23 protein-coding genes and 1 other RNA gene are annotated in these 22,428 nt (G+C 60.9%); 19 read left to right on the top strand and 5 right to left on the bottom strand.

The features are described 5' to 3' along the window. On the bottom strand, positions 1 to 1,386 hold the full coding sequence (locus RIN56_11100) for an FAD-linked oxidase C-terminal domain-containing protein (GenBank protein ID MDR7867355.1): 1,386 nt from the start codon (positions 1,384 to 1,386) through the stop codon (positions 1 to 3). 164 nt (positions 1,387 to 1,550) lie between these two features. Further along, positions 1,551 to 2,207: a response regulator transcription factor gene (locus RIN56_11095; GenBank protein MDR7867354.1), complete on the bottom strand. Its 657-nt coding sequence runs from the start codon at positions 2,205 to 2,207 to the stop codon at positions 1,551 to 1,553. Positions 2,208 to 2,385: 178 nt separating this feature from the next. Here RIN56_11095 and RIN56_11090 point away from each other — a divergent pair, with 178 nt between their 5' ends. From RIN56_11090 to ssrS, 14 genes are all read left to right on the top strand, one after another. After that, positions 2,386 to 3,123: a polysaccharide deacetylase family protein gene (locus RIN56_11090; GenBank protein MDR7867353.1), complete on the top strand. Its 738-nt coding sequence runs from the start codon at positions 2,386 to 2,388 to the stop codon at positions 3,121 to 3,123. Between the two features lie 28 nt (positions 3,124 to 3,151). Continuing rightward, positions 3,152 to 4,012: a DUF1848 family protein gene (locus RIN56_11085; protein ID MDR7867352.1), complete on the top strand. Its 861-nt coding sequence runs from the start codon at positions 3,152 to 3,154 to the stop codon at positions 4,010 to 4,012. A gap of 132 nt (positions 4,013 to 4,144) precedes the next feature. Beyond that, positions 4,145 to 5,119 carry a DMT family transporter gene (locus RIN56_11080; GenBank protein ID MDR7867351.1) on the top strand — a complete coding sequence of 325 codons (975 nt, stop codon included), beginning with the start codon at positions 4,145 to 4,147 and terminating at the stop codon, positions 5,117 to 5,119. A 381-nt stretch (positions 5,120 to 5,500) separates the two neighbouring features. Continuing rightward, positions 5,501 to 6,544: a TRAP transporter substrate-binding protein gene (locus RIN56_11075; GenBank protein ID MDR7867350.1), complete on the top strand. Its 1,044-nt coding sequence runs from the start codon at positions 5,501 to 5,503 to the stop codon at positions 6,542 to 6,544. Between the two features lie 64 nt (positions 6,545 to 6,608). Further along, positions 6,609 to 7,136, top strand: a complete 528-nt coding sequence (locus RIN56_11070) for a TRAP transporter small permease (GenBank protein ID MDR7867349.1) — start codon at positions 6,609 to 6,611, stop codon at positions 7,134 to 7,136. Between the two features lie 43 nt (positions 7,137 to 7,179). Beyond that, the gene (locus RIN56_11065; protein MDR7867348.1) at positions 7,180 to 8,481 is read left to right on the top strand and encodes a TRAP transporter large permease subunit; all 1,302 of its coding nucleotides are present in this window, start codon (positions 7,180 to 7,182) and stop codon (positions 8,479 to 8,481) included. A gap of 110 nt (positions 8,482 to 8,591) precedes the next feature. Next, positions 8,592 to 10,181, top strand: coding sequence for a histidine kinase (locus RIN56_11060; protein ID MDR7867347.1), 1,590 nt, complete (start codon positions 8,592 to 8,594; stop codon positions 10,179 to 10,181). Continuing rightward, positions 10,168 to 10,890 carry a response regulator gene (locus RIN56_11055; protein MDR7867346.1) on the top strand — a complete coding sequence of 241 codons (723 nt, stop codon included), beginning with the start codon at positions 10,168 to 10,170 and terminating at the stop codon, positions 10,888 to 10,890. Before RIN56_11060 ends, RIN56_11055 begins: the two co-directional genes overlap by 14 nt. A 133-nt stretch (positions 10,891 to 11,023) precedes the next feature. Further along, a complete protein-coding gene (gene ilvD / locus RIN56_11050; protein ID MDR7867345.1) occupies positions 11,024 to 12,688 on the top strand; it encodes a dihydroxy-acid dehydratase in 1,665 nt (554 codons plus the stop codon). Positions 12,689 to 12,716: 28 nt separating this feature from the next. Further along, complete coding sequence (locus RIN56_11045) at positions 12,717 to 13,724, top strand: TRAP transporter substrate-binding protein (protein ID MDR7867344.1); 1,008 nt, start codon at positions 12,717 to 12,719, stop codon at positions 13,722 to 13,724. Between the two features lie 9 nt (positions 13,725 to 13,733). Then, a complete protein-coding gene (locus RIN56_11040; protein MDR7867343.1) occupies positions 13,734 to 14,237 on the top strand; it encodes a TRAP transporter small permease in 504 nt (167 codons plus the stop codon). Beyond that, a complete protein-coding gene (locus RIN56_11035) occupies positions 14,234 to 15,493 on the top strand; it encodes a TRAP transporter large permease (GenBank protein ID MDR7867342.1) in 1,260 nt (419 codons plus the stop codon). The genes RIN56_11040 and RIN56_11035 overlap by 4 nt, the downstream gene beginning before the upstream one ends. 76 nt (positions 15,494 to 15,569) lie before the next feature. Then, entirely contained in the window at positions 15,570 to 16,274 is a 705-nt protein-coding gene (locus tag RIN56_11030) for a class I SAM-dependent methyltransferase (GenBank protein ID MDR7867341.1), read from the top strand. A gap of 139 nt (positions 16,275 to 16,413) precedes the next feature. Continuing rightward, positions 16,414 to 16,585, top strand: a non-coding RNA gene (gene ssrS / locus RIN56_11025) — 6S RNA. A 241-nt stretch (positions 16,586 to 16,826) separates the two neighbouring features. Here ssrS and RIN56_11020 read toward each other — a convergent pair. Next, positions 16,827 to 17,240, bottom strand: coding sequence for a hypothetical protein (locus RIN56_11020; GenBank protein MDR7867340.1), 414 nt, complete (start codon positions 17,238 to 17,240; stop codon positions 16,827 to 16,829). Positions 17,241 to 17,490: 250 nt separating this feature from the next. Between RIN56_11020 and RIN56_11015 the strand changes: the two genes are divergently transcribed. Next, positions 17,491 to 18,132, top strand: coding sequence for a CBO0543 family protein (locus RIN56_11015; GenBank protein MDR7867339.1), 642 nt, complete (start codon positions 17,491 to 17,493; stop codon positions 18,130 to 18,132). Between the two features lie 14 nt (positions 18,133 to 18,146). On the opposite strand, the gene RIN56_11010 is transcribed toward RIN56_11015, so the two are convergent. Beyond that, positions 18,147 to 19,442, bottom strand: a complete 1,296-nt coding sequence (locus RIN56_11010) for an ATP-binding protein (GenBank protein MDR7867338.1) — start codon at positions 19,440 to 19,442, stop codon at positions 18,147 to 18,149. A 179-nt stretch (positions 19,443 to 19,621) separates the two neighbouring features. Between RIN56_11010 and RIN56_11005 the strand changes: the two genes are divergently transcribed. Further along, complete coding sequence (locus RIN56_11005) at positions 19,622 to 19,831, top strand: hypothetical protein (GenBank protein MDR7867337.1); 210 nt, start codon at positions 19,622 to 19,624, stop codon at positions 19,829 to 19,831. Between the two features lie 56 nt (positions 19,832 to 19,887). On the opposite strand, the gene RIN56_11000 is transcribed toward RIN56_11005, so the two are convergent. Then, positions 19,888 to 20,901, bottom strand: a complete 1,014-nt coding sequence (locus tag RIN56_11000; GenBank protein ID MDR7867336.1) for a DUF3231 family protein — start codon at positions 20,899 to 20,901, stop codon at positions 19,888 to 19,890. A 219-nt stretch (positions 20,902 to 21,120) separates the two neighbouring features. Between RIN56_11000 and RIN56_10995 the strand changes: the two genes are divergently transcribed. From RIN56_10995 to RIN56_10985, 3 genes are all read left to right on the top strand, one after another. Then, positions 21,121 to 21,705, top strand: a complete 585-nt coding sequence (locus tag RIN56_10995; protein ID MDR7867335.1) for an STAS domain-containing protein — start codon at positions 21,121 to 21,123, stop codon at positions 21,703 to 21,705. Beyond that, positions 21,696 to 22,166 carry an STAS domain-containing protein gene (locus tag RIN56_10990; GenBank protein ID MDR7867334.1) on the top strand — a complete coding sequence of 157 codons (471 nt, stop codon included), beginning with the start codon at positions 21,696 to 21,698 and terminating at the stop codon, positions 22,164 to 22,166. The genes RIN56_10995 and RIN56_10990 overlap by 10 nt, the downstream gene beginning before the upstream one ends. Before the next feature lie 126 nt (positions 22,167 to 22,292). After that, positions 22,293 to 22,421, top strand: coding sequence for a hypothetical protein (locus RIN56_10985; GenBank protein ID MDR7867333.1), 129 nt, complete (start codon positions 22,293 to 22,295; stop codon positions 22,419 to 22,421). Positions 22,422 to 22,428 lie beyond the last annotated feature (7 nt).

Below are 22,428 nucleotides of genomic sequence, written 5' to 3'. Positions count from 1 at the left end.
TTATCCACACTCCCCGACAAGTTTTCCCGGATTCAGGATACAGTTGGGGTCGAGGGCTTTCTTGATCGACCGCATCGCCGCCATCCCGGCGGGACCGAACTGGCTCTCCATATACCGCAGCTTGCCCACGCCGATACCGTGTTCGCCGGAAAGCGTGCCGCCCAGCTTGAGGGAAACGGCGAAAATCTCGTCCATCGCCTTATACACCCGGTCCATCTCGGCATCGTCGCGGATATCGCACACAATCGTCGGGTGGAGGTTGCCGTCGCCGGCGTGGCCGAACGTGCCGATCGTCACATTGTAACGGGCGGCGATCTCATTTACGGCGCGGATCATATCCGGCACCTTACTGCGGGGCACCGTCGCGTCCTCGACGAACGTCGTCGGCCGCAGCTTTGCCAGCGCCGGCAGCGCCGCGCGGCGGGCCGCCCAGATCTTGTCGCGTTCGCCCGCGTCCTTGGCCACGCGGATCTCGGCCGCGTTATTAGCCTTCAGCACCTCGACCACCTTCGCGGCTTCCTTCTCCACAACCTCGGGGATGCCGTCCACCTCGATCAGCAGCACCGCCTCGGCCGTTGTCGGCAGGCCGACCTTCGAGAAATCCTCCACCGTGCGGATGGTGGCGTTATCCATAATCTCCAGCGTCGCCGGGATGATCTTCGCCGCGATAATCGCCGAGATAGCCTGGCCGGCGTCGTCCAGATTGCCGAACGTCGCCAGCATCGCCTTGCGCGCCTCGGGCGCCGGCATCAGCTTGACCGTTATCTTCGTGATGACCCCCAGCGTCCCCTCCGAACCGGTGAACAGCTTCGTCATATCGTAGCCGGCCACATCCTTGACCGTCTTGCCGCCGGTGTTCAGGATCCGGCCGTCGGCCAGCACCACTTCCAGGCCCATGATATAATGCTTCGAAACACCGTACTTCAGGCCGCGCAGGCCCCCGGCGTTCTCCGACACCGTCCCGCCCATCGTTGCCGTCGCCACCGTACCGGGATCGGGAGGATAAATCAGGCCGAACTCCTCCACCGCCTTATTCAGGTCGGCCACCACCACGCCCGGCTCGGTCACGGCGATCAGGTTCGCGGTATCGATCTCCACGATCTTGTTCATGCGAGTCATCAGCAGCACGATGCCGCCCTTCAGAGGGACGGTGCCGGCGCTCAGATTCGTTCCGGAGCCGCGGGGATACACGGGAACCTTGGCGTCGTTGGCCGCCGCCAGAACCTTCGCCACCTCGTCGGCCGTTCCCGGCATAACCACTGCGTCCGGCATATGCGAGAAACCCGGTGTGGCGTCATAAGAATAACACAACAGGTCTTCCTGGTTTGTCAGGACATGCTCCGTCCCGACGATCCGCTTAAGAGAATCCATCAAGCCACTCTGCATTTTCTCCCTGCTCCTTTACGCAAATTTATGAGAAAAATAAGACACCTTTTCATATTAATTGTCCTGGTTGTCAGACCAGATGTAAATCAGGCATATCCAGTAAAATTCCGTAGGGATAACCTGCAAATATCGATAAGCGAAAATCCTACACCTTGAGAAACTAATCACATATTAATCAGCTTATACTGCACCGCATAATTCACCAGCTCCGACTTCCGGTGCACATTAAGCTTATGCATGATCCGCGAGCGGTACGTGTCGATCGTCTTGGTGCTCAGCGACAGCGCGGCGCCGATCTCGCTGTTCGTATACCCCTGGGCCAGAAAACGCAGCACCTCGCGTTCGCGGCTTGAGAGCAGCACATACGGGTCGCGGCGGTCGGGCCCCTCCTCGGGGGTGCGCAACAGACTGTCGAGCAACTTCTCCGATAGCGACTCGTTAAGATACTTCTTGCCGGCGTGAACCTTCACGATCCCTTCCATCAACTCGGTATCGGCCGACTTCTTCAGCATATAGCCGTCCGCGCCCGCGCGCATTACCTCCTTGATATACGCCTCGTCGTCGTACATCGTCAGCACCAGCACGCGGCAGGGCAAGCCGCGGTAGCGGATCTCCTTGATGCACTCCGCGCCGCTCATCCCCGGCATCGACAAATCGAGAATCAGCACATCGGGGCGCAGATCCTCCAGCAGCTTCAGCGCCTCCAGGCCGTTGGCCGCCTCGCCCACCACCTCGAACTGCGGCGAATAATTCAGCATCGCCTTCAGGCCCGAGCGCAGCACCGCATGGTCGTCGGCGATCACAATACGGATCTTTTCCATCAGCGTCCTCCTTGTGGTCGGACAAAATTACTCTTTCAATTTACCACAACTCCTCCCGATAGTAAACGCTTGCTAGCCTCCCTCCCAAGGTGTAAAATCAAAATAACATTATCTGTAAATACAGCCATAATCTCCGGAAACGCTCACTTCCTAATAATAAGGGAGGCTCCGCCGACCGATGCTCACCCGCCGCCAGTTCCTCAAAAAATGCGCCTTTGCCCTCGCCGCCTCGTATGGCGCCGCCTGCCTCCTGCCGGCGCGGGCCGCCGCCGGCGCCGCCGTCCCCGTCCCCGTCTACCACCGGGTGGGGGAGGGGAGCGACGACCTCACCATCGCCGGCGGACGCTTCGCCGACGACCTCCGCTTCCTCGCCGACAACGGCTACCTCACCCTCACCGTCGGGCAGCTCAAAGCACACCTCCTCACCGGCCGGCCGCTCCCCGAAAACGCCGTCTTCCTCACATTCGACGACGGCTACCTCGACAACTACGCCGCCGCCTTCCCGCTCCTCGTCTCCTACGGCATGACCGCCAGCTTCTTCGTCATCACCGGCCGGCTGGGCCAGCCCGGCCGCATGACCGCCTCGCAAATCATGGAAATGTCCGCCGCCGGCATGTACATCGGCTCCCATACCGTCAGCCACCGGCCGCTCGCCACCCTCGCCAAATGGGAAAACACCCTCGAAATGCAGCAATCCAAAGCCTGTCTCGAAGACCTGCTCGGCAAAGAAGTCGGCGTCATCGCCTACCCCTACGGCAGCTACAACAGCGACACCCTCGCCGCCGCCCGGGAGGCCGGCTACTGGGCGGGCTTCACCGTCAGGCGCGGCTGGACCGACACCGCCGGCGACCCCCTGGCCATGAACCGCCTCCCCGTATTCCGCAACGGGCGGCGGCTCGCCGCCTACCTCAACTGACAAAACACCCTACGGAGAGGACACAACCATGGCCGCCAAACTCAAAACCGTCATATCCGCCTCCCGCCGCACCGACCTGCCGCGCTTCCACTACCGCTGGCTCCAGGATGCTCTCCGCGCCGGCGAAGCCGTCGTCGCCAACCCGCGCTTTCCCGAGACCGCCTACCGCGTCGACCTTCGCCCGCACAATATCCACACCATCGTCCTCTGGAGCAAAGACTTCGCCAACGTTCTCGCCGACCCCGGCCTGCTTACCGGCCACAACCTCTACTTCCACTACACCATCAACAACTACTCGCCCCGTCTCGAGCCCGGCGTGCCGCCCTACGCCGCCTCCCTCAGGACCCTCGAAGGCCTCCTCGCCCGCCACCGCCCCGAACAGTTCACCATCCGCTTCGACCCCGTCATAATCTCCACCGGCGGCGAGCTTCAGCCCACTCCCGGCAAACCCGGCCGCGCGCGCCTCGCCGCCTTCGAAACCCTCTGCCGCGACCTCGCCGCCCTCGGCATGCGCGGCTGCCGCCTCACCACCTCCTACATAGCCCTCTACCCCCACGTCAAAAAGCACCTCGCCGCCGCCGGCGGCCTCGGCCTCGTCCCCCTCGCCGGCGACACCCTTGCCCTCTTCTTCGCCCGCCTCGCCGAAACCGCCGCCGCCCACGGCCTCACCCTCCACTCCTGCGCCTCGCCCCTCCTCGCCGCCGTCCCCGGCCTCGCCCCCGGCCGCTGCATCGACGGCGTCCTCCTCGCCGCCCTCGCCGGCGAAAAAGCCTCCCTCGCCAGCGACAGCGGCCAACGCGCCGCCTGCGGCTGCACCAAAAGCGTCGACATCGGCGGGTATGGGCAATCGTGCGGTTTCAACTGTCTCTACTGCTACGGCCGGCGATAAAGCCCTGTCTGAGCATGAATACAGGAGCACATAAATATAAAGGAATAACCCCCGTAGCAGCGAAAAGGGGTAAAGTATTTCATTTAACGCAGCTTATCACTAATAACTTTCACAAAACGGAAGGCGATGTTATTGGGAAAGAGGTTTGCCGTAACCGAGCATGTCGAACAATGGTACAGCGGAAAGAACAAACATAAAATAGGGTTGACCTGTGCGCTCACCGCCTGCTGCCTGTTCGGCCTGAGCCTCATCTTCACCAAGACCGGCGTCAGCGGCGTCTCCGTGCCGACACTCATAAGCTGGCGGTTTCTGATCGCCTGCACGGCGATGACCATATTAATATTTACAGGCATATTCAAAGTCAACTTCTGCGGCAAGCCCCTCAGGGGCCTGCTGGAAATCGCCATCTTCGGGCCGGTGATTTATTTCCTCGCCGAGGGACGCGGCCTCCAACTGACCACCGCCTCTGAGGGCGCGGCCATCCTGGCCACCGGGCCGATCGTCATCATGGTGCTTTCCGGACTGATACTGAAAGAAACCCCCACCCCCAGGCAAGCGGCGTCAGTCGTCGTCGCCGTGGCCGGGGTCATCGTCATCATCGTCGCCAAAGGGCTGAGCGCCGAATTCATCCCCGCCGGATACCTGTTCATGTTTCTGGCCATTCTGGCTGACGCAATGTGCGTCATCCTCACCCGGAAACACCTTATCTACTCGCCTCTAGAACGCGTCTACGGCATGGCTGTCATGGGAGCGGCCGTGTTCACGCCGCTGGCGCTCTACGAACATATCGCCGCCGGCACACTACGGGAATACCTCCTCTTACCGCTTACCGACAGTGGCTTCCTCACCGCCGTCCTCTACCTCGGGCTTGTTTCCTCGGTCACCGGCTTTACCCTTTACGCCGTTGGCATCCGGTACCTCGGGCCCAACAAAATGGCATCCCTTTCGGGGATCACCACAATCGTAACCGTATTAGCAGGCGTCGTCATCCTCAAAGAAACCATTACCTTCCTCCAGGGGCTCGGAACCCTGCTGGTCTTGCTGGGCGCCTACTACGCCAACACCAGCTCCGCCAGAACGGCCGGCGGCGGCAAAATAACCGGCTGAGCCGTCCGAACATGCGGCAAAAACAAGCGGGGCTCAAGCATAAACGACCGGTCCCCGGTTGCATCCCCGGCAGCAAAATGCCCTTTCGGCGACCGCCATATAAATAAGGAAGCCCTGCTCAAATGCGCCCGTTCTCCGGGGCAGGACGGCACACGTGCCGGTGCGCCATCGGGAGACCTATGCTTTTTATCCGTGTGCGGCGGTTTTTTTTGTTACAGTTCTGTGGACAGACCGCCGCAGATAGCCTAAAATAATGTATAGTGATGTGTTCCCCATTTCCACCGCGTTCCGGGAGGCATGAGAGAAGACGCGCGACGGGCGGCCTCCCCCGCAGGACAATGCGCGCACCAGTTATCACCAATTTTAGAAGGGGGTTTGTTCATGCGTTCGTTCCGTAAATCCGGTATCCTCACCCTCATCCTCTCCGGCGTCGTCATCCTCTCCCTCGTGCTGGCAGGCTGCGGCGGCGGTAAATCCGAACCCCAAAAAGCGGCCGGCCCCGTAAAATGGGTCGCCAACTCCGTCTGGCCGCCGAACAACCATCAGACCCAGGGTCTCGAAGAATTCGCCAAAAAAGCCAAAGACGCCACCAAAGGCAAAATCGAAATCACCGTCCAGGCCGGCGGCGCCCTCGGCTACAAAGGCCCCGAGCTCCTCAAAATCGTCCGCGACGGCCTCGTACCCGTCTCCGACATGCTCGTAAGCGGCGTTGCCGGCGACGAGCCGCTCTTCAACGTCGTCACCCTGCCGTTCCTCATCCAGAGCTTCGAAGAAGGCAAAATCCTCAACGACATCGCCCGCCCGCACTTCGACAAAGTGGCTGAAGCCAAATGGGGCCAGAAAATCCTCTACATAGCCCCCTGGCCCGCGGCCGGCATCTGGTCCAAGAAAGAAGTCAAATCCGTCGCCGACATGAAAGGCCTCAAAACCCGCACCTACGACAAAAACGGCGGCCTCGTCATCCAAGCCGTCGGCGGCACCCCCTACCCGCTGCCCTTCAGCGAAGTCTACTCCTCCCTCGCCACCGGCGTAATCGACTCCGTCCTCACCTCCACCCCCACCGCCGTCGACGCCAAATTCTGGGAAGTTCTCAAATTCTACTCCCCCCAGAACGTCACAATGGCAACCGACATGGTAACCGTCAACCTCAAAGAATTCAACAAACTCGATAAAGACACCCAAGCTGCCCTCGTCAAACTCGGCAAAGACATGGAAAAAGAGATGTGGGAAAAAGTCGCCAAGCTTGACAAAGACCAGGAAGCCATCTCCAACAAAAACGGCATAACCACCGTCAAACCCAGCAAAGAATTCCTCAACGAACTCTCCAAAGTCACCAAACCCATCCGCGAAGACTGGCTGAAAACGGCTCCCGCCGAAGCCAAGCAAATCGTCGATGAGTTCAACAAAAAAGTCGGTCGTCAGTAACAGGCAGCGAAGAACCGGCGGCTAAGGCCGCCGGTTCTTTCCCCTAAGCGAAAGGAAGTTGACCATGGAATCATTTATCCGCTTCTGTGATCGTCTCTCCCTTTACGGCGGCGTGCTGGCCGGCGTCCTGACGATCGTCGCCCTCCTCCTCGTCTGCGCCGAAATGCTCGTCCGCGGCATGTTCTCCAAAACCCTCTACATCACCGAAGAATACACCGGCTACCTCATGGCCGCCCTCACCTTCCTCGCCCTCGCCTACACCCTCAGAGACAAAAGCCACATCCGCATGGTCTTCCTCCACGAAATCCTCAAAGGCCGCGCCCGCACCCTGCTCGACATCTACGCCTTCGCCGTCGGCTTCCTCTTCTGCGCAGTTCTCACCTACAACTGTCTGGACTTCTTCCTCGACTCGATAAGAACGGGCACCCGCTCGATGCAGATATCCGCCACCCCCCTGGCATACCCCCATTTCTTCATGCCCCTGGGTTCCGCCGTCCTCACGCTGCAGTTCGCCGCCGAATTCTGCCGGTCGCTCATCAGGCTGCGCACCGGCGAAACAGGCGAAGCCGAGTCCAGCACCCTGGGCCGGTGAACATCATGCGGCACACAACAATCATTAGGGGAGGCGAACCCATATGGACGTATTGACAATATCCTTCATCCTCCTGGCCTGTCTGGCCTTTTTTCTCGGCACCACCGTCTGGATCGGCATATCCCTCTTCCTCGTAGGCGCCATCGGCTTCTTCTTCTTCACCGGCGTCGACCCCATGGCCGTCATGGCCAACATCGTCTGGAACGGCACCAGCGGCTCCACCATGATCGCCCTGCCGCTGTTCATCTTCATGGGCGAACTACTCTTCAAAAGCAAAATCTCCGAAAACCTCTTCAAGGGACTTTCCCCGTGGATGGACAGTCTACCCGGACGCCTGCTCCACGTAAACATCTGCGCCTGCACCCTCTTCGCCGCCGTCAGCGGCTCCTCGGCCGCCACCACCGCCACCGTCGGCAAAATCACCCTCCCCGAACTATTAAAGCGCAACTACGACCGCGGCCTCTGCCTCGGCTCGCTGGCCGGCGCCGGCACCCTCGGCTTCCTCATTCCCCCCAGCATGGTCATGCTCGTCTACGGCATCGTCGCCGACGTCAGCATCGGCAAACTCTTCATCGCCGGCGTCATCCCCGGCGTCATCCTCGCCGCCGGCTTCAGCGGCTATGTCGTCATCCGCTGCCTCATAAACCCCGAGCTCGCGCCCCGCAGCGACCTCGCCTACACCTGGAATGACCGCCTCAAATCCCTCCCCCTGCTGCTGCCCGTCATCTTCCTCATCGTCATGGTCCTCGGCAGCATCTACCTCGGCTGGGCCACCCCCACCGAAGCGGCCGCCGTCGGCGTCATCGGCGCCATCTTCTTCGCCTTCGTCTCCCGCAGCATGAACCGGGAAATCTTCACATCCGCCCTCATGGGCTCGGTCAAAACCTCCTGCATGATCATGTGGATCGTCGCCGGCGCCTCCTTCCTATCCGTCGCCGTCGGCTACCTCGGCATCCCCGCCGCCATCACCAAATACATCGCCGCCCTCGGCGTCTCCCCCTACGTGCTCATCTCCATCCTCTCCGTCATGTACCTCATCATGGGCTGCCTCCTCGACGGCTTCTCCATGATCGTCATGAGCCTGCCCATCACCGCCCCGCTCATCAAGGCCGCCGGCTTCGACCCCGTCTGGTTCGGCATCTACCTCGTCATCATGATCGAGCTCGCCCAGATCACCCCGCCCGTCGGCTTCAACCTCTTCGTCATCAACGGCCTCGTCGGCGACGACCTCTTCAAAATCGCCCGCTACGCCATGCCGTCCTTCCTCATCATGCTCATCATGACCGCCCTCATCACCATCTACCCCGAAATCGTCCTCTACATGCCAAAATTAATGATCAAATAACCTACGCAATCCGCACGGCATTCCAAGACCGGATCGCGCATCCGGTCTTTTCCCGTTAAGCCGGAAAACAAAACCCGCCCGACAAAGGCGGCAGGAGGGAGGCCAACCCGATGGCGGAAATCAGCCAGCTTGGCCAAAGCCAATACTTCGAATGGGGCAGCATCCTCTGGTTCGTCGAGCCGAGCAACCTCGACATCGAAAGAATGAGCGTAGGCCTCATCACCTTCTACCCCCGCACCACCCAGGACGAGCACCTCCACTCCGGCGACGAACAGGTCATATATGTCGTTTCCGGCACAGGCACCCAGATCATCGACGGCCAGGCCTACCGCCTCCGGCCGGGCGACATCAGGCACATCCACCCCTACACCCGCCACAAAGTCATCAACGACGCCGACACAGAACTCAAACTCATCATCGTCTACACCCCCTCCAAATTCCAGCGCCTCCTCGCCCAGCCCCCGTCACCAGACCGGGCGGCCGGCGAAGCCGACATCCGCGCCCTCCTCGACCTCGACGTCATCCGCGGCCTGCTCAACAAACTCTCCGAAGCCATCGGCCTCAGCCTCACCATCATCGACACCGCCGGCGAAACCGTCGTCAAAGCCGACAACTACCCCCGCTTCTGCGCCCTCCTCGACACCGCCAGCGGCGGGCGCCACTGCGGCGGCTACGTCGAAAAAGTCATCGGCGACATCGGCCGCACCCACCGTCCGCACCTCTTCCAATGCTGCAACGACGTCGCCAGCATCATCATCCCCATCTTCGACAGCGCCACCGTCATCGGCTACATCCGCTGCGGCCAGGTCTACCTCAGTAAACCCGACCCTGACGAGCTACAGCGCACCATCGAAGACTTGGCCGCGCGCTACCGCATCCTCGTCGGCGACCTCCTCGCAGGCTCCACCGCCATCCGCATCGAGCCCAAAAGCCGCCTCTACGCCGCCGCCGAAGCCACCTTCGCCATCGCCAGCCTCGTCACCGAAATGTCCGCCGCCGCCCTGCGCCAAAAAGAGCTCGACAACAGCCGCCTCTCCCTCGTCAAGGAGCAGATCGCCTCCGCCAGGCTGGAACAGGCCTTGCGCGAAGCCGACTTCAAACTCCTCCAGTCGCAGATAAACCCCCACTTCCTCTTCAACACCCTCAACACCATCGCCCAGATGGCCTACATCGACGGCGCCGAAAAAGTCGCCAACCTCGTCTGGAGCCTCTCCGACCTCCTGCGCTTCACCTTGCGGAAAACCGAAGAACTCATCCCCCTGCGCGAAGAACTCAAAATGCTCGACAACTACCTCCACATCCAGCAATCCCGCTTCGGCAGCCGACTCAAGGTCGCCTTCGACCTCCAGCCCGGCCTCGACGAAACCCTCATCCCCTGCATGCTCCTGCAGCCTCTCATCGAAAACGCCATCGTCCACGGCTTCGAACTCAGCGGCGGCGAAGGCGCCATAACAATCACCGTCCGCCGCAGAAGCGACAGCCTCCTCTGCCGCGTCACCGACAACGGGCTGGGCTTCGACCCTCAGGCCGTACCTCCCGCCGGCAAAGGCGGCGGCATCGGCCTCGGCAGCGTCAAAAACCGGCTGCAATACTACTTCAAAGACCAGTTCAGCTTTGCCATCGACAGCGCAAAAGGCCGGGGAACCACCGTCGAACTCACCTTCCCGGCGATAGGCGGTAACAAAAATGCGGGACATTAAAATCCTCGTCGCCGACGACGAAATCACCGTCCGCACCTTCATAAAAAAAGTCATAGCCAAAGAACGGCTCCCCGTCGCCCTCTGCCTGGAGGCCGACAACGGCCTCGACGCCGTCCGCCTCGCTCAAGAGCACCGCCCCGACCTCACATTCCTCGACATCCGCATGCCAGGCTGCGACGGCCTCAAGGCCGCCGAACGCATCCTCGCCGACAGCCCCGGCGCCAACATCGTCATCGTCTCCGCCTACAACGAATTCGACTACGCCCGCACCGCCCTCCGCGCCGGCGTCGCCGACTACCTATTGAAACCGGTGCGTCCCGCCGAAGTCGCCGCCCTCATCGCCAAAACAGCGGCGGCCCCCGCTCCCGACATCCCCGACCGCAAACCGCCGCTCGTCGCCAAAGTCGAACAATACATCCGCGACAACCTCGACGGCTCCATCAAACTCCAGGACATCGCCAAAACCGTCTACATCAGCCAGTTCCACCTCAGCCGCACCTTCAAACAACTCACCGGCCGGTCCGTCGTCGACTTCGTCCAGGACCTGCGCCTCGCCAAAGCAGAGGAAATGCTTGCCGCCACCGACCTGACCGTCACCGAAATCGCCGGCCGCGTCGGCTTCAAAGACGCCGCCTACTTCACCACCTGCTTCAAAAACCGGCATGGGATATCCCCGCTCCAGTACCGCAAAAATTCAGGCCGCCGATAAGGCCCCATCTGCTCTGCCAACAACTCCCGTAAACTTGCAGCAGGATTTTCCAAATTTTCCACAAATAATTGAAATAAATTTCGGGCGAATTCCGGTAAGATTGAACCAAAACCTAAACAAGGGAGAGGATAACATGCGCAGTGACATCGTCAAAAAAGGCTCCACCCGGGCCGCCCACCGCTCGCTTTTCTACGCCATGGGATACACAGCCGAAGACCTCAAAAAACCCCTCATCGGCATCTGCAACTCCTTCAACGAAATCATCCCCGGCCACTTCCACCTCCGCGACATCGCCGACGCCGTCAAACTCGGCGTCTCCGCCGCCGGCGGCACCCCGGCCGAATTCCCCGCCATCGGCATCTGCGACGGCATCGCCATGGGCCACGACGGCATGAAATTCCCTCTCGCCAGCCGCGAACTCATCGCCGACTCCATCGAAGCCATGGCCGTAGCCCACGGTTTCGACGGCCTCGTCCTCATTCCCAACTGCGACAAAATCGTCCCCGGCATGCTCATGGCCGCGGCCCGCCTCAACATCCCCGCCGTCGTCGTCAGCGGCGGCCCCATGCTCGCCGGCCGCCACCAGGGCAAAGACATCAGCGTCAGCCAGGCCTTCGAAGCCGCCGGCCTCTTCGAAGCCGGCAAAATCACCGCCGCCGAACTCGACAGCCTCGAAAAGGACGCCTGCCCCGGCTGCGGCTCCTGCGCCGGCCTCTTCACCGCCAACACAATGAACTGCCTCACCGAAGCCCTCGGCATGGGCCTGCCCGGCAACGGCACCATCCCCGCCGCCTACTTCGGCGCCCGCCGCGCCCTTGCCAAAAAAGCCGGCGAAGCCGTCATGGCCCTCATCGCCAAAGACATCAAACCGCGCGACATCATGACCATGAAAGCCTTCGAAAACGCCGTCGCCGTCGACATGGGCATCGGCGGCTCCTCCAACACCGTCCTTCACCTGCCCGCCATCGCCTACGACGCCGGCCTCGAGCTCCCCCTCAGCCTCTTTGACGCCATCAGCGCCAAAACCCCCTACATCACCAAGCTCAGCCCCGGCGGCAGCCACCACCTCCAGGACCTCAACGAAGCCGGCGGCATCAGCGCCGTCATGAAAGAACTCGCCAAACTGGGCCTCATCCACACCGACGCCCTCACCGTCGACGGCGCCGTCGCCCAACGGATCAAAAATGCCGCCATTGCCCGGCCCGAAGTCATCCACAACGTCGACGACCCCTACCGCAAAACCGGCGGCATAGCCATCCTCAAAGGCAACCTCGCCCCCGAAGGCGCCGTCGTCAAAGAAAGCGCCGTTGCCGACGACATGCTCGTCTTCAAAGGCATCGCCCGCGTCTTCGACTCCGAAGACGCCGCCATCGCCGCCATCCTCGCCAAAAAAATCAAAGATGGCGACGTCGTCGTCATCCGCTACGAAGGACCCCAGGGCGGCCCCGGCATGAAAGAAATGCTCAACCCCACCGCCGTCATCGCCGGCATGGGCCTCAAAGTCGCCCTCCTCACCGACGGCCGCTTCAGCGGCGCCACCCGCGGCGCCTGCGTCGGCCACGTCTCCCCCGAAGCCATGAGCGGCGGCCCCATCGCCCTCGTCCGCGACGGCGACGTCATCAAACTCGACATCCCCGGCCGCACCCTCAACGTCGAACTCAGCGCCGCCGAACTCGCCAAACGCAAAGCCGCCTGGAAAAAGCCGGCCCCCAAAGTCACCACCGGCTACCTGGCAAGATACGCCGCCATGGTCACGTCCGCCAGCACCGGCGCCGTCCTCAAGGCGCCGAACCAATAAATTCATATTTAAAAAGGAGGCTCCCCTCATGTCAAAAAGTAAGCTTTTCTTCGTCGTCGCCCTGCTGCTCACCGTCACCTTCCTCGTATCCGCCTGTGGCGGCGGCGCCAAACCAGAACCGGCCAAAAACGAGCCGAAAACCATCAAACTGGCCCACGTCGTAAACGAGAAAGACGGCTTCCACATCGCCGCCGTCAAATTCAAAGAACTCGTCGAACAGCGCACCAAAGGCATGGTCAAAGTCGAAATCCACCCCAACGCCTCCCTCGGCGACGAGCGCACCCTCATCGAAGGCATGCAGCTCGGCACCGTCCACATGGGCGTAATCACCAACGGGCCGGTGGCCAACTTCCTGCCCGAACTCGCGGCCTTCGAAATGCCCTTCCTGTTCGCCTCTCCCCAGGAAGCCTACAAAGTCCTCGACGGCGAAGTCGGCCAAAAAGTACTCGCCAAACTCGACGCCATGAACCTCAAAGGTCTGGCCTACGCCGAACGCGGCTTCCGCAACCTCACCAACTCCAAAAAAGCCGTCAAATCGCCTGCCGACATGGCCGGCCTCAAAATCAGGGTCATGGAAAACCCCGTCTACATAGACACCTTCAAAACCCTCGGCGCCAACGCCGTCCCCATGGCCTGGACCGAAGCCCTCACCGCCCTCCAGCAGGGCACCATCGACGGCCAGGAAAACCCCGTCAACGTAATCTACGCCTTCAAACTCAACGAAACCCAGAAATACCTCTCCCTGACCAAACACACCTACGCGCCGGCGTTATTCCTCATGAGCAAAAAAATCTTCGCGACCTTCGACAAAGACACCCAGGCCATCCTCGTCAAGGCCGCCCAGGAAGCCGCCCAGCATGAGCGCAAATGGAACGCCGAGCAGATGGACGGACAACTCAAAGCCCTCAAAGAAAAAGGCATGGAAATAGTCGAGCCCGACAGCAAGGCATTCCAGGCGGCGGTAAAACCGGTCTACGACAAGTATGGCCAGAAATTCGGCACCCTGCTGCAAGACATCGAGAAAGCGAAGAAGTAAGGCGCTACGATGGCCAAACTTGAAACTCTCCTAAAAGCCGCCAGCGACTACATCGACAAAGCGACCGTCTTCCTCGTATTCCTCATCATCTGCGCCATGGTGGCGGTTACGACGCTCCAGGTCATTTGCCGGGTCTTCTTCGCCGCGCTCACCTGGAGCGAGGAACTGTCCCGCTACCTCCTCGTATGGGGCACCTTCTTCGCCGCCACCCTGGCCTACAAGCGGGGCAACCACATCGCCATAACCTTCGTAATCGAAGCCTTCCCCCAAAAGATCCACGCCTTGTTCGTAACCATCTCCTATCTGCTGTCGCTCGTCTTCTTCGCGACCGCCGCCTACTTCGGAGTAGAAATGATCCAGATGCAGGTCTTCCAGATATCCCCTGCCATGTCCATCCCCATGAAATACATCTATTACAGCATCCCGATCAGCATGATAATCATGATGCTCCACGCCCTGGCCGGCATCGCCGGCCGCATCCGGCAAATCGCCGCCAAGGAGGAAGCGGCATGATCACAATGCTATTCGGCACCTTCTTCCTCCTGCTCTTCCTCGGCCTGCCGATCGCCATCGCCATCGGCCTCACCGCGCTCGTCATCCTCGTCACCCAGGACGTATCCCTGCTCGTCCTGCCGCAGCGGATGTTCGCCGGCGCCGACTCCTTCCCCCTTGTCGCCGTGCCCTTCTTCATCCTCGCCGGCGACCTTCTCGCCCAGGGCAAGATATCGGAAAAACTCGTGCAGTTCGCCGATTCCATCCTCGGCTTCCTCAAAGGCGGGCTGTGGGTCGTGGCCGTGCTCGCGTCGATGTTCTTCGCCGCCATCTCCGGTTCAGGCGCCGCGACCACCGCCGCCGTCGGCACCCCGCTCATCCCCGAACTGCGCAAAAAACTCTACGACGTGCCCTCCTCGGCGGCCCTCATCGCCGCCGGCGGCTGCATCGGCGTCGTCATCCCCCCCTCCGTGCCCATGATCCTCTACTGCGTCATCGCCGACCAGTCGGTCGCCAAACTCTTCCTCAACGGCTTCGCGCCCGGCGTCCTCATGGGGCTGGCGCTAATCGCCGTCGCCCTCTACATCGCCAACAAAAGAGACTACGCCAAAGGCTCGCCCTTCTCGTGGAAGAACGTCGGCAAAACCTTCTTCGAAGCCGTCTGGGGACTGCTCACGCCGGTCATAATCCTCGGCGGCATCTTCTCCGGCTACTTCACCCCCTCCGAGGCGGCCGTCATCGCCGTCGACTGGGCGCTCATCGTCGCCATCTTCATCTACCGCGACATGGGCTGGAAGGACATCTACCGCATCTTCTGCCGGTCGGCCATCACCATGTCGGTCGTCATGTTCATCATCGCCATCTCGGCATCGCTCAGCTGGATATTCGCCAACTGGCAGATACCCAAGCTCATCGCCGAAAACATCCTCGCCATGTCCGACAACAGATTCGTCCTGCTGCTGCTCGTCAACATCGTCATCTTCATCGCCGGCTTCTTCATGGAGACAGCCTCGGCGCTCATCCTGCTCACACCGGTATTCCTCCCGCTGATAACCCAGCTCGGAGTCGACCTCATCCACTTCGGTCTGATGATCGTACTCGGCCTGGCGATCGGCATGGTAACACCGCCGGTGGCCATCAACCTCTACGTCGCCAGCACCGTCTCCGGCGTCTCGATCGAAAAGATCAGCCGTTCGGTCATACCCTTCCTCACAGCCTTGCTCCTCGTTTACGCGGCCGTAGTCTACCTGCCGCTCTTCTTCAAAATCATCATCTAACCACCCCCTCCCGAGGCTCCTGCTGACCATCCGGCCGCAGGAGCCTTTCCCTGTCCCATTACAGGAGGTGACAGCCATGAGCCCCGACCCTCGCTGGCGCTACGACGAACAGCGCCACTCGGGCGTCGACTTCTCCTCCCTCGCCGAAGTCGAAGCCTACGACGCCTACATGCAGAAAATGCGCGACAGCGGCGCCGAAGTCGCCAAAATAAAAGCCGCCCTCGGCCTTTCTCCCGACCACGTCATCCTCGACATCGGCTGCGGCACCGGCGAGACCGCCCTCGGCCTCGCCCCCCACTGCGCCCGTGTCCACGCCGTCGACGTTTCCCGGGAAATGATCCACTGCGCCGCCGCCAAAGCCGAAAAGCGCGGTCTCGCCAACATCACCTTCCGCCAGGCCGGCTTTCTCACCTGCGACTACCCGGCCGCCTCCCTCGACGCCGTTATTTCCCAGGTCGCCCTCCACCACCTACCCGACTTCTGGAAACACATCGCCCTCCGGCGCATCCACCGCCTCCTCAAGCCCGGCGGCCGCTTTCTTCTTCAGGACGCCGTCCTCCCGTCCGACACCCCCGACTTCGACAGCTATTTCGCAGGCATAGTCGCCGCCATCGCCGCCGCCGGCGGCGAAAAAGTCGCCCGCGACACCGAAACCACCCTCCGCGAAGAACACCCCACCCTCGACTGGATAATGCGCGGCCTGCTCGAAAAAGCCGGCTTCACCATCGTCACAACCGAAACCGCTCCGCCCTTCATCGTCACCTACCTCTGCGTAAAATAAAAACACGCATACCGGCGCATAACCGCGTCCAGGCGAAGAGAAAACGAGCGGGCGCCGTCCAAACGCGTCAGGCCGCCTGCAGGCGCCGTTGCCTCCCGGCGGCCCGTATGCTAAGATAACTAATGTCGTCAACCGGCAAAACTGCCTGGGATACGCGCCACCTGAATATGTCCAACCTACATTGAATAAAAGGGAGTCCGGTGCCGGTGCGGCTGTCGGGCCGCCTGAGAGCGGATGGCAAAAACACGGCCAGGACACCCACCTGCGAGAAGCGGGTATGGACATACCAGGAACGGTATCGCGGGCCTAAATAATGCAAGAAAAGGGACTTACCGAGGTTTCTCGGTAAGTCCCTTTCCTACTTTGGCGGCCGTTGATTAGCCCCCATCTGCGTTGTTAGCCCTCCGGGCGCTTGCTAGCGTACGTTCGAGTACGCGTCGCTGCGCGTCCTCGGTCTGCCTAGCATCTGGGGGCTACTGAACGGCCGCTCGCATTAACGTAGGGGAGAGGGGATAGGAGAGAAGAAATTAGGGGAGAGGGGAGAGGCGCTCGCTAATCCCCCGCATCGCCGCCGCCGCTATTCGCCAGGATCGTCAGCAGAATCAGCCCCAGGCCGATATCGCGCAGCGTATTGTCGTCGTCGCCATCATCATGCTGGTGGTGCCGCCGTTCCATCTCCTCCCGGTGCCGCCGTTCGCGCTCGCGCTGCTCCCGCTCGCGCTGCTCGTGCAGCCGCCGCTCCTCCTGCATCCGCCGCTCCCGCTCGCGCTGCTCGTGCATCCGGCGCTCCTCCTGCACCCGCCGCTCCCGCTCGCGCTGCTCCTGGTACCTCCTGTCATCCCTCTGCTCCTGCCGCTGGCGGCTGTCGTCGCGCCGCGTCGCCGCCTCCACCACCGCCGCGCCCGTCCCCAGCTGCAGGCAGCCGATCAGCGAATACACGATAACCTTCTTGACCAGGCTGTTCATCCGTCATCCCTCCCGCGATTATTTACCTTGGCACCAGTATAATCTGGAAGTGTGACAAAAAAATGACTGACTAGTCAGTATTTGCCTTGTCCCGCAAAATTTTCTAAGAAAGCTCCCCCACGAAAAAAAAAGACCGGTTCAGGCGTTTTATCAAGGCAGGGATTTTACGACAGCGACTACACATACTATTTCCGGAGGCGCCAATTCCGGCTTTCAGTCCGGCTGGCCAAACCCGCTCCGGAGGTCTGCCATGAACGCCAACGAACTGTTTCACCAGCTTCAACTCCAAATCTGGGACATAACCTGGAACCGCTACCTCACCGAAGAACTCTTCTCCGCCCGCTGGTGGGGGGTATTAATCTTCCTGCTGGCCATATACGCGCTATGGCTCAAGCTGCTGAATAAATCGCGGGCGCTGGAAATCGTCCTCTTCGGCTCCTTTGTCGCCGTACAGGCCGTCATGGTAGACATCGCCGGCTTCTCCATGGGACTATGGCAGCACAACCTCCGGCTGCTCCCCGTCGTGCCGGGCGTCTTCCCCATCGACTTCACCGTCGTCCCCATCCTGCTCATGGTTGCCCACCAATACGGCCTTACCTGGTCCCAATACCTTACCTGGTCGGCTCTGGCCGCCCTCCTGTTCAGCTTTGGCATATCGCCGGCCTTTCAGTACTTTGGCATAAAAGCCTACTACAACTGGCATTTCGCCTATTTTGTCGTTCTTATGATGGCGGTCGCCGTCACATCGCGGCTGACCATCGAGCTGGTCGTCAGAACCGTTCAAACCCACCCGCGCGACGTTTCCCCCTCCCCCGGATTATCCCCCCTGCCGCAGCCGGCCGCCAAACACCTGCCGGACGACGACAACAACCGACCCGACCCCCGGAAATAAAGCCGACCGTCCCTTCAGCCGCTCGCCGCGCCCACGTCATGCCGCGCCGCCGCCGCGAACCGCACGCGGAACGTCGTCCCCTGCTCGCCGGTATCGATCTCCACCCTGGTATTGTGATGCTCCGCGATCCGGTAACAGATCGGGATACCCAGACCGGTGCCGGTCTCCTTCGTCGTCACGAACGGCGTGCCCAGCCTCGCCAATACCTCCGGCGGGATGCCCTTGCCCGTATCGCTCACGAACAACACCGCCCCGTCCTTATCCCGGTAAGTGCCGATCATCACCCGGCCGCCCGGAGATATCGCCTCAAGCGCGTTGCTTGCCAGGTTGAGCACCAGCTGCCTGATCTCGCCTTCGTCAGCCTCGACGACCGGTATCTTCCGCGGTACCATCACAACCTCCTTGCCCGCCTCCAGCGCGCCCGCCTGGACGAGCGGCACGATGCGCCCCAGCACCTCGTTGAGATCGCACGGCCTAAGCTGCACCGCCTTATTTTTCGCCAGGCTCAAAAACTCCGTGATAATCGAATTCGCCCGGTCCAGCTCGCAAATCATCATATCGAAATGGTCGCGGTGCCGGGCATACTCCTGCTTGGTGCGAAAAAGCTGCAAAAAGCCGCGGATCGTCGTCAGCGGATTGCGCACCTCATGGCCGATGCTCGCCGCCATCTCCCCGATCAGATTCAGCCGGTCGAGGCGGGCCAGCTCCAGCGCGTTCTCCTGCTTCTCCAGCCTCACAAGATAATCCGTAGCCCGGCCGTGTTCCTTGCGGTAATAGTTCAGGATCGCGACATACAAAGACGTGATAACCACAAAAGCCGCCGCCAGGCCGATAAAATTATCCGCGAACAAAGTGCTCCGCGACGCTGTAACAGTAACCGTCTGGGGGAAATAATACTGGACAGCCATAAGAACGGCAGTCATCGCCGTCAGGCAGCCGACCAGGGAAAAAATCCATCCTTTGCTCCTCATGCTCACCGTTATCATCGCCGCGATAATCAAAACATAAAACGGGGCGGAGCCGAAAACCCCATCGTTGGCGAACCATATCACGGGAAAGGCGATAAAAGCCAGCGCCACCCCCATCGCAAGCGCCGCCCGGTAAGCACCCTTCACGACCGACAAATAATACGCCGCGCCCACCAAAAGGCCGCTCACATAGCTCACGACCGCCAAAAATTCGAGCCCAAGCAAATAATTCGACACAGTGGTAAACAGCGATATAAGCACCCCAATCAGCAGGACCGTATTCAGGATCCTGTGCTCAAGAGGGAATGTAGCCTCATCGCCGATAAACCTGTCTAAATTCATGCCTATCCCCCAACCGGCATCATCTCTTCTCTAACTTTCGTCATAACGCCGCCAAATCCTACAGAATATTCCAAAAAAATCATCATTCGGTACCGGCCCGACATCGGGCCGCCTGCGTATACTTCCTGCGCCGCGGTATGATAAAATAAGGACGGTACAATCATCGCAGGGGGTGCCGCATGCACAAACTCACGACCACCAAAGCGCTCACCACCGGCATGCCGGTCGACAAAGTAAAGCTGCACGCCGACGCGGCCGGCGTCAGCCTCGCCCACCTCGAAACGCGGTTCGCCGGCAAAGGCAAATGGCTCAACGACTTCGAAATCACCGGCCCGCCCGGCAAAGTCGACAAATTCTTCGAAAAAATCGACGACATAAGAGTCGACTAAAAACAGGGTAAGGCTGCACCCCGCAGACCTTACCCTGCTTTAATACCGCACCCCGCCTATCCCTGCCGCCCCGCCAGCGCCAGCGCCGCGCGGTCCGGCGCCCCCGGCGGCTCCTCCAGCCAGCCGTTCTTGATCAGCAGCGCCGACCCGTCCGCCAGATACATCCCCACCTCCGTCATCAGCCGCGCGTACATTGCCGCCAGATCGGGCCGCATACTCGCCGCCATCCCCAGCCCATAGTAGCCCATCCCCAGCACCGTCACCGACGTCACCAGCGTCAGCATCAGCCGGTCGGAAAACGGCGGCGTCTTCGACAGCGTCGGCATCGCGTCCCAGGTCGCCGGCGCCTTCAGGCCCGAATCATAGAGCGTATCGGCAAACACCTTGATATGCTTATTGGCGATCTCCATACCGCGGTAAAAATACCTCCGCAGCTCCTCCGCCCGCGCCACCTGGCTAAACGCCGCCGCCACATGATTGCCGAACAAATTATTCATCATATTCGCGAAAATATGCGCCACCTCGATCGACAGCAGCGGCCGGTCAGTGCCAAAAATACTCCCCGCGAAATCCTCCCCCGCCAGCCTCGTCTCCTTCGTCACAGGCAGATAAGGCGGTCGGATAAAAAGCCCCTTCGCCAGCAGCACATGCGTAACCCGGCTATCCAGCTCCTCGCCCAGCCGCATCGACAGCGAGAAAAAAGCCCTCGCATCCTGGCGCTGCGCGTTCCCCAGCCCCTCCGCCGCCGCCGGCATCGCCATCTTCACCATCCGCTTCACATAATACAGGCAGCCCGTATCCTCAAAAAGGCGCGGCGCACCCGTATCCACATCCTCATCCGTAAACCCCTTCGGGCGGGGAAAGCCCTCCGCCGTCAAAATCGCCGCGATCTCCGCGTCGATCCGCAGCGCCGCCTCATAGCCGTAGCGGAGCACCATCTCCGTCTCCTTATCCTCCACCTTGGCCAGGAAAACCTTCAGCATCCCCAAATTAAGCGAATTCCCCATATAATGGCTCCACAGAAAACCGACCTCCGCACAAGTCAGCTTAGGCGTCACATCGCGTTCCATAAAATCCTCCTAAAAAGGTTTCCCCTAGCATTCCCCGCAAACGCCATCCGCTTGCATCATATTTTCCCGCCGGGCCGGCGCCTATCCCCGGCACCTCATACCTCGCCGACAGGACAAAGCCACAATATGTCGAAATGGTATAATTATACTGTCGTGGCTGAAAATATCAAAACCCGCGGCCGCCGCTCGCCGCAAACCATATCCGGGGAGGCTTATGTATTGGAAATCGAAGTAAACACCCTCGGCGCCACCAAAATCGTAATAATACCGGCCAAAGTCGACGGCGTCGCCGTTGCCGCCGTCGAAACCACCCTTCGCGGGCTCATCGGCGAAGGAAACCGCAACATCCTCTGCAACTTCTCCCGCACCGCAGCCCTCCCCCCAGCCGGTCTTGCCATGTTCATCGCCGTCCTCAAAGACCTCCACCGCCTACAGGGGCAAATGGCTTTCTGCCTCATGCGCCCCGAAGTGCGGGAAACCTTCGACGCCGCCGGCCTCACCAGCCTCTACCGCTACTACGACCACGACGAAGCCTTGCGGGTCGAAATCCTGCGCGAGCTATCCGCCCACTTCGACGAATACGCCGACCTCCACGCCATCCGCCTCAGGCAGGGCAAAGACCGACTATCCGTCGAACTCTTCCTCGAATTCGACGGCGACCGGAAAATGAGCCAAGTCCAGCAAAGCATCGACAAAATCAAACTCGACCTCGAAGCCAAAATCAAAGACGGCGAAATCCTCATCATCCCCGCCACCAGCGCCCCAAGCGCGGCCCAAGGAGGAAAAACCGCGACATGCAAATAAAAGAACTTCACGGCATACAAATCGTCGAACTACCCGCCCGGATCGACGTCGCCACCTCGCCCGCCCTCGAAAACCTCCTCAACAGCCTCCTCGACAACCGGCAAACCAACATCATCTGCGACTTCGCCGCCACCGAATACATATCCAGCCTCGGCCTCAGAGTATTCCTCTCCGCCCTCAAAAAAACCGCCAAAGCCGGCGGCAGCCTCGTTCTATCCTCCCTAAAACCCGGCATACTGGAAATCTTCGACATGACCGGCTTCACCGGCCTCTTCACCATCTTCGCCACCCCCGAAGCGGCGCGCGGCTTCTTTCACGCCCCTCCCCCGGAAAGCCCCGCGGCCCAAAGCGGCAAAGACCGCCACGAGCGCGAAGAACTCGTCATCGACAAACAGCCCGATCAAGTCACCCGCGCCTACGCCGCCAAACCCGAGCCCCGCCGCATGGACGCGAAAGCATAACCCGGTCGCTGCGTCATAGCCCCTCCGCATGGCCGTCAAACTCCGGCTCCGATGCTCCGGCCGGACGCGCCGTACGGCTCGCGGTTTCGCACCGCGGGCACCGTCGTCAACTGTCGTCCGTGACAGATGACTCCTCTCGCGGCCGTCCATGGCCGCTCGTGCGGCGTGCTCACCACTTCGCCAACGGCGCGTAACGCCCTCCGCAAAGTCGCCGTCCGTTTGCGGCCCCGCAAAGTCGCCCATGACTCGGTGTAGCCTTGAT

This window comes from Sporomusaceae bacterium (assembly GCA_031460455.1).
Lineage (GTDB): Bacteria > Bacillota > Negativicutes > Sporomusales > UBA7701 > Anaeroselena.
The sequence above is the reverse complement of the archived record's forward strand: the minus strand, read 5'-3'. Positions and strand labels throughout refer to the sequence as shown.

Bases quoted from the DNA above. Each gene is read 5' to 3' on its own strand.
- RIN56_11100 (MDR7867355.1), bottom strand. From the start codon at position 1,386: ATGCAGAGTGGCTTGATGGATTCTCTTAAGCGGATCGTCGGGACGGAG.
- RIN56_11095 (MDR7867354.1), bottom strand. From the start codon at position 2,207: ATGGAAAAGATCCGTATTGTGATCGCCGACGACCATGCGGTGCTGCGC.
- RIN56_11090 (MDR7867353.1), top strand. From the start codon at position 2,386: ATGCTCACCCGCCGCCAGTTCCTCAAAAAATGCGCCTTTGCCCTCGCC.
- RIN56_11085 (MDR7867352.1), top strand. From the start codon at position 3,152: ATGGCCGCCAAACTCAAAACCGTCATATCCGCCTCCCGCCGCACCGAC.
- RIN56_11075 (MDR7867350.1), top strand. From the start codon at position 5,501: ATGCGTTCGTTCCGTAAATCCGGTATCCTCACCCTCATCCTCTCCGGC.
- RIN56_11070 (MDR7867349.1), top strand. From the start codon at position 6,609: ATGGAATCATTTATCCGCTTCTGTGATCGTCTCTCCCTTTACGGCGGC.
- RIN56_11065 (MDR7867348.1), top strand. From the start codon at position 7,180: ATGGACGTATTGACAATATCCTTCATCCTCCTGGCCTGTCTGGCCTTT.
- RIN56_11060 (MDR7867347.1), top strand. From the start codon at position 8,592: ATGGCGGAAATCAGCCAGCTTGGCCAAAGCCAATACTTCGAATGGGGC.
- RIN56_11055 (MDR7867346.1), top strand. From the start codon at position 10,168: ATGCGGGACATTAAAATCCTCGTCGCCGACGACGAAATCACCGTCCGC.
- ilvD (MDR7867345.1), top strand. From the start codon at position 11,024: ATGCGCAGTGACATCGTCAAAAAAGGCTCCACCCGGGCCGCCCACCGC.
- RIN56_11045 (MDR7867344.1), top strand. From the start codon at position 12,717: ATGTCAAAAAGTAAGCTTTTCTTCGTCGTCGCCCTGCTGCTCACCGTC.
- RIN56_11040 (MDR7867343.1), top strand. From the start codon at position 13,734: ATGGCCAAACTTGAAACTCTCCTAAAAGCCGCCAGCGACTACATCGAC.
- RIN56_11035 (MDR7867342.1), top strand. From the start codon at position 14,234: ATGATCACAATGCTATTCGGCACCTTCTTCCTCCTGCTCTTCCTCGGC.
- RIN56_11030 (MDR7867341.1), top strand. From the start codon at position 15,570: ATGAGCCCCGACCCTCGCTGGCGCTACGACGAACAGCGCCACTCGGGC.
- RIN56_11020 (MDR7867340.1), bottom strand. From the start codon at position 17,240: ATGAACAGCCTGGTCAAGAAGGTTATCGTGTATTCGCTGATCGGCTGC.
- RIN56_11015 (MDR7867339.1), top strand. From the start codon at position 17,491: ATGAACGCCAACGAACTGTTTCACCAGCTTCAACTCCAAATCTGGGAC.
- RIN56_11010 (MDR7867338.1), bottom strand. From the start codon at position 19,442: ATGAATTTAGACAGGTTTATCGGCGATGAGGCTACATTCCCTCTTGAG.
- RIN56_11005 (MDR7867337.1), top strand. From the start codon at position 19,622: ATGCACAAACTCACGACCACCAAAGCGCTCACCACCGGCATGCCGGTC.
- RIN56_11000 (MDR7867336.1), bottom strand. From the start codon at position 20,901: ATGGAACGCGATGTGACGCCTAAGCTGACTTGTGCGGAGGTCGGTTTT.
- RIN56_10990 (MDR7867334.1), top strand. From the start codon at position 21,696: ATGCAAATAAAAGAACTTCACGGCATACAAATCGTCGAACTACCCGCC.
- RIN56_10985 (MDR7867333.1), top strand. From the start codon at position 22,293: ATGACTCCTCTCGCGGCCGTCCATGGCCGCTCGTGCGGCGTGCTCACC.